Here is a 5,359-nt window from a genome sequence, read left to right on the forward strand (position 1 = left end):
CAATGGTACCCAGGAACCCGAACATGGGCGCTATACCGGATATAATGGCCAGTATCACCAGGTTCTTTTCCATTTTATAGATCTCCAGCTTACCTACATTCTCCATTGATTTTTCAATGTTCTCAATAGGCTTGCCTATACGTTGTATGCCTTTATCGATCATACGGGCAATAGGACTGGCCGTATTTTTTGAGAGGGAGCGGGCTGCCTGCATGTTACCGCTGGTAATGTGGTCGCGGATCATGGGCATAAAATTATTTTCCAGCTTACCTGCCTTGGAGATGGTGATATACCTTTCTACAAACACAAATACCGCTATAAGGGATAAGATGCCCAGCGGGATCATTAACACACCTCCTTTCATCAACAGGTCCAGCAAACGTATCTGCTGATCGGCCGTGGCTGCGGCATTGGCGGCTGTGGCTACCGTATCGGCCTTGGGGGTCAGTAAAGAATCCTGTAATAATGTAACAAGTCCTAATAGCATGTACTAATTTTTAAACCTTGCAAAAGTATTAAATTAAGATACAATAAGTTAACGGAAACGGAGGAAAAATAGTATATAAGCAGCTGTTAGTTAGCAATTAGCTGTTAGCGGTTAGCTTTTAGCTGTCCGCGAATGGTAGCAGACAATCATTACGCACTGCAAACAGCTAACAGCCAATAGCTAACAGCTAATTGCTAGCTTCTCTCCTCCCACACCTGCGCCAGGTACACAATGGTTTCCACGGCCTTTTGCATATCCTGTATGCTTACATATTCATGCTTGCTGTGCAGGGCCATTTCACCGGTAAAAATGTTAGGGCAGGGCAATCCCATAAAAGAAAGGCGGGAACCATCGGTGCCACCGCGTATGATCATCTTTAAAGGCTCTACACCTGCGCGGCGCATAGCATCGGCGGCATATTCGCATACCTGTGGATGCTGGTCCAGCACCTCCTTCATGTTACGGTATTGTTCTGTTACCTGGAAGGTGGCGGTAGCCTGCGGGTAGCGTATTAACACACTATCCATAATACTGCGCAGGAAAGCTTCATGGCTGGCCAGTTCCGCGGTTACAAAATCGCGGATAATGAAGTCTATCTCTGCTTTTTCCACCACCCCCTGTATGCGTACGGGATGAATGAAGCCCTGCCGGTTCTCCGTGGTTTCCGGCGACAGGCCGTTGGAGGGTAAGGCGGCCACTATTTCACTGGCTGCCTTAATGGCGCTCACCAGCTTATCCTTAGCCGTACCGGGATGTATGCCTACGCCATGTATGGTGATCTTCACGGCATCGGCAGAAAAAGTTTCATCTTCCAGGGAACCCCGCTCACCCCCATCCAGCGTATAGCCGTATTGTGCATTCAGCTTTTGCATATCCAGCTTTTCCACGCCACGGCCGGTTTCCTCATCGGGCGTGAACAGGATGCGGATGGCGCCATGTTTTATTTCCGGGTGCTGTAATAAGAAGTAGGCCGCATCCATAATGGCTGCTACACCGGCTTTATCATCCGCGCCTAATAAAGTGGCGCCGCTGGCGGTGATAATGTCCTCTCCCTTTTTTAATTGCAGGTAGGGGTGATCAGCGGGGCGTATTACCTGCAGCGGATCATCCGGCAGTATAATATCACCACCATCATACTTTTGGTGGATGATAGGTTTAACGTTTGTACCACTGCAATCGCTGGAAGTATCCATGTGTGAGCAAAAGCAGATCACCGGCACCTTTTTATCCGTATTAGCGGGAATGGTAGCGTAGATGTAACCATGTTCATCCAGCTCCGCATCCCTGATGCCCATAGCCAGCAGCTCCTGCAGCAGCAGGCGGCCCAGGTCTTTTTGTTTGGCGGTGGAGGGAAAGGTAGTGCTTAAGGGATCGGATTGCGTATCTATCTGCACATAACGCAAAAAACGTTCTGTAACGGTGTACTTGTAATTCGTAAACATCTTACAAACGTAAGATTTTCTTTTTAGCAACGCTTACCGGTTATAAAATAGAATAATAATCCTTAAAATATCATTCCACTAATACAAATAACCAAATTTTAAATACTTTACTATTTACATGTACTATATATCTAGGTTTGTGTAGAAAATTGGCATGTATTAATGAAAGGTGTTTATATTTGCGTTGGTTCTTTACAACACTCAATACTGTTTGCGGTTCTCCCGACAAGTCGGGAGATTAAAAAGGAACCGTGTGCAATTCACGGGCTGACGCGCAACTGTAAGTAACCTTTAAGGTGATGACCCATAGCGGTCCATTGCGCCTGCACTATGCCGGTGTGAGAAGGACGGTCATCATTGTTACAAGCCAGGATACTTGCCGTAAACAATTTGATGTATGCTTTCGCGGAATAAGCAGTACAATTTTAGATTTTAGATTTACGATTTTAGATTTGACTAATGCGTATGCCCGGCTTCGCTTTCATCCAAATCTAAAATCTAAGATCGTAAATCGTAAATGCCCCCTGCCTTCCCCGTAAAACATACCGCTGTAAGTACCCTATTCTTTTACCATTTAAATTATTGCAAGTATGCAGACCAATGTACTTGGCTATCCGCGTATTGGTAGCCAGCGGGAATTGAAAAAGGCATGCGAAGCCTATTGGGCGGGCAAAATGTCTTTAGAGAAATTACAGCTTACTGCACGGCAGCTTCGCCGGCAGAATTGGGAAACCCTGCAGCAGGCAGGCATTGACCTGATCCCCTCCAACGATTTTTCCCTGTATGACCAGGTGCTGGATATGTGCCTGATGACCGGCGTAATACCGGCGCGCTTTCAGCTGCTGATGTCAAGCCTGGCCAGCGCCGGCAGCCCGGAGCTGTATTTTGCCATGGCAAGGGGTTACCAGAAGAACGGCCTGGATATTACCGCTATGGAAATGACCAAGTGGTTTGATACCAACTATCATTACCTGGTGCCGGAGTTTGATGCCAGTCAGCAGTTCCGTGTGCTCTCTACCAAATGTGTAGATGAATTTAAAGAAGCCAGATCACTGGGCATTCATACCAAACCAGTGCTGTTAGGGCCTGTGAGCTTTTTGCTGTTAGGTAAGATTAAAGATGAGCAGCTGCAGGCGGCAGCCCTGCTGGACCAGCTGCTGCCGGTGTACACCCAGCTATTACAGCAGCTGCAGCAGGCCGGCGCTACCTGGGTGCAGATAGATGAACCCTGCCTGGTGCTGGACCTTAGCGCAGAACAAAGGAGCTTTTACCAATATGCCTATACGAAAATAAAGGCAGCAGCACCTTCTTTACAAATACTGCTGGCCACCTACTTTGGCAGCCTGCAGGAGAATACTGCGCTGGCGCTGGAGCTGCCGGTACAGGCCCTGCACATTGACCTGGTGCGCGCACCGGAGCAGCTGGATGCAGTACTGAAAAATTTCCCGGCAAATAAACAGCTTTCCCTGGGCGTGGTGAACGGCCGTAACATCTGGAAGAATGATTACACACAATCCCTGCAGCTGGTAAGCAAAGCTGCCGGCGCCATCGGCGCACAACGGGTGCTGCTGGCCACTTCCTGCTCCCTGCTGCATACCCCGTATGACCTGGAGCTGGAAAAAAACGAGCAGGTATTAACCCCGCAGATCAAAGGCTGGATGGCCTTTGCCCGCCAGAAAGTGCAGGAGCTAACAGAATTAAAGGCCATACTGGATGGCAACGAAGCCCTGCTGGAAGCCAACCGTAAAAGCCTGCACGAAAAAAGTATTGCCTCCATTGTGCATAAACCCGCTGTAAAAGCCAGGGTAGCCGCGCTTACAGATGCCGATGCTAGCCGCTTACAGCCTTTTCCCCTAAGGCAAAAGCTGCAGGAAAAAATATTACAGCTGCCCCTGTTCCCTACCACTACCATCGGCTCTTTCCCGCAAACGGAAGAGATCCGCAAGCTGCGCGCCGATCTGAAGAAAGGCAACATTACCACTGCACAATATGATACGGCTATACGAAAAGCCATTGCAGACGCTGTACAGTGGCAGGAAGGCCTGCGCCTGGATGTGCTGGTGCATGGAGAGTTTGAGCGGAATGACATGGTGGAATATTTTGGCGAGCAGCTGGAAGGTTTTGTATTTACGCAGAACGGCTGGGTGCAGAGCTATGGCTCCCGCTGCGTAAAACCGCCGGTTATTTACGGGGATGTGCAGCGCAGCCAGCCCATGACCGTGGCATGGAGCAGCTATGCGCAATCCCTTACCCGCAAGCCTATGAAAGGTATGCTCACCGGGCCTGTAACTATTTTGCAGTGGTCTTTTGTGCGGGATGATCAGCCCCGTTCTGAAACCACCCTGCAGATTGCGCTGGCTATCCGCGATGAAGTAAAGGACCTGGAAACCGCCGGTATTAAAGTGATACAGGTAGATGAACCTGCCATCCGTGAAGGATTACCCTTACGCAAAGCAGATTGGGAAACTTACCTGGAATGGGCGGTGCGGGCATTTCGTGTATCCGTGTCCTGCGCGAAGGATGAAACACAGATCCATACCCACATGTGCTATTCAGAGTTTAACGATATTATTGATCATATTGCTGCAATGGATGCAGATGTGATCACCATAGAAACCTCCCGCTCACAAATGGAGCTGCTGGAAGCATTTGCAGCCTTCCGGTATCCGAATGAGATAGGGCCTGGCGTATATGATATTCACTCACCACGCGTACCAACCATTCATGAAATGGCTGAGCTGCTGGAAAAAGCCGTGCAGCTATTGCCGGCGCGCAACATCTGGGTAAACCCCGACTGTGGCCTGAAAACCCGCAAGTGGCCGGAGACAGAGCAGGCGCTGCGTAACATGGTAGCGGCTGCACAGCATATGCGGGCAGCGGTACCTGCATAATGTGCAAATATGCAGATGTGCAAATGTGCAGATGGATTGAAGCGAATGATCATGAATGCGATAGATGAGTGAATGGTAATGTAAGGATTGTAATAAATTCATTACATTTATTCTACCAATTTTCGTGTTCAACACATTTGCACATCTGCATATTTGCACATTCGCACATTAAGACTATGGCCTGTCACGAAACCGTTACCTGTCCCAGCTGCAAAACTACTTTTGAATGCCGTGTAGGTACTATTCTGCGCTGCCAGTGCCAGGATGTGCCGCTTACGGAAGATGAGCGCCAGTACGTTGCAGAACGTTTTTCCGGATGCCTGTGCGCTTCCTGTTTGCAGGCCATGAAATCCGGCTACAAACAGGAAAAATTCAAACAGCGGTTACATAATATCTTCAACTTATTTGGAAAGCGATAAACGAATGTCATACGAAGCTCAGATTGCCCGTTCCGTTACCCGTATTTACAAAGCTGTTTTCCCGAATACGGTAAACCACTATGATACTATGTTTGGCGGTACCGCCATGCAGTTAATGGA

At 48.7% G+C, this 5,359-nt stretch carries 4 protein-coding genes and 1 riboswitch; of the genes, 2 read left to right on the top strand and 2 right to left on the bottom strand.

The features are described from left to right. Both VIM87_RS28765 and pepT read right to left on the bottom strand, forming a co-directional pair. Positions 1-487 (bottom strand): MotA/TolQ/ExbB proton channel family protein (locus tag VIM87_RS28765; RefSeq protein WP_332000320.1); only part of this gene is annotated, 487 nt, incomplete at its 3' end. A 194-nt stretch (positions 488-681) separates the two neighbouring features. After that, positions 682-1,929 carry a peptidase T gene (gene pepT, locus VIM87_RS28770; protein WP_332000321.1) on the bottom strand — a complete coding sequence of 416 codons (1,248 nt, stop codon included), beginning with the start codon at positions 1,927-1,929 and terminating at the stop codon, positions 682-684. Positions 1,930-2,126: 197 nt separating this feature from the next. Next, a riboswitch (cobalamin riboswitch) is annotated at positions 2,127-2,327 on the top strand. A 192-nt stretch (positions 2,328-2,519) separates the two neighbouring features. Between pepT and metE the strand changes: the two genes are divergently transcribed. After that, the gene (gene metE, locus VIM87_RS28775; RefSeq protein WP_332000322.1) at positions 2,520-4,820 is read left to right on the top strand and encodes a 5-methyltetrahydropteroyltriglutamate--homocysteine S-methyltransferase; all 2,301 of its coding nucleotides are present in this window, start codon (positions 2,520-2,522) and stop codon (positions 4,818-4,820) included. A gap of 176 nt (positions 4,821-4,996) precedes the next feature. Next, complete coding sequence (locus VIM87_RS28780) at positions 4,997-5,239, top strand: cysteine-rich CWC family protein (RefSeq protein ID WP_332000323.1); 243 nt, start codon at positions 4,997-4,999, stop codon at positions 5,237-5,239. Positions 5,240-5,359 lie beyond the last annotated feature (120 nt).

The sequence above is a fragment of the Chitinophaga sp. genome (assembly GCF_036569125.1).
Taxonomy (GTDB): Bacteria; Bacteroidota; Bacteroidia; order Chitinophagales; family Chitinophagaceae; genus Chitinophaga.

What these genes read in the sequence shown, in the direction of transcription:
- VIM87_RS28780 (WP_332000323.1), top strand. Translation starts at nt 4,997, where the DNA reads ATGGCCTGTCACGAAACCGTTACCTGTCCCAGCTGCAAAACTACTTTT.
- pepT (WP_332000321.1), bottom strand. Translation starts at nt 1,929, where the DNA reads ATGTTTACGAATTACAAGTACACCGTTACAGAACGTTTTTTGCGTTAT.
- metE (WP_332000322.1), top strand. Translation starts at nt 2,520, where the DNA reads ATGCAGACCAATGTACTTGGCTATCCGCGTATTGGTAGCCAGCGGGAA.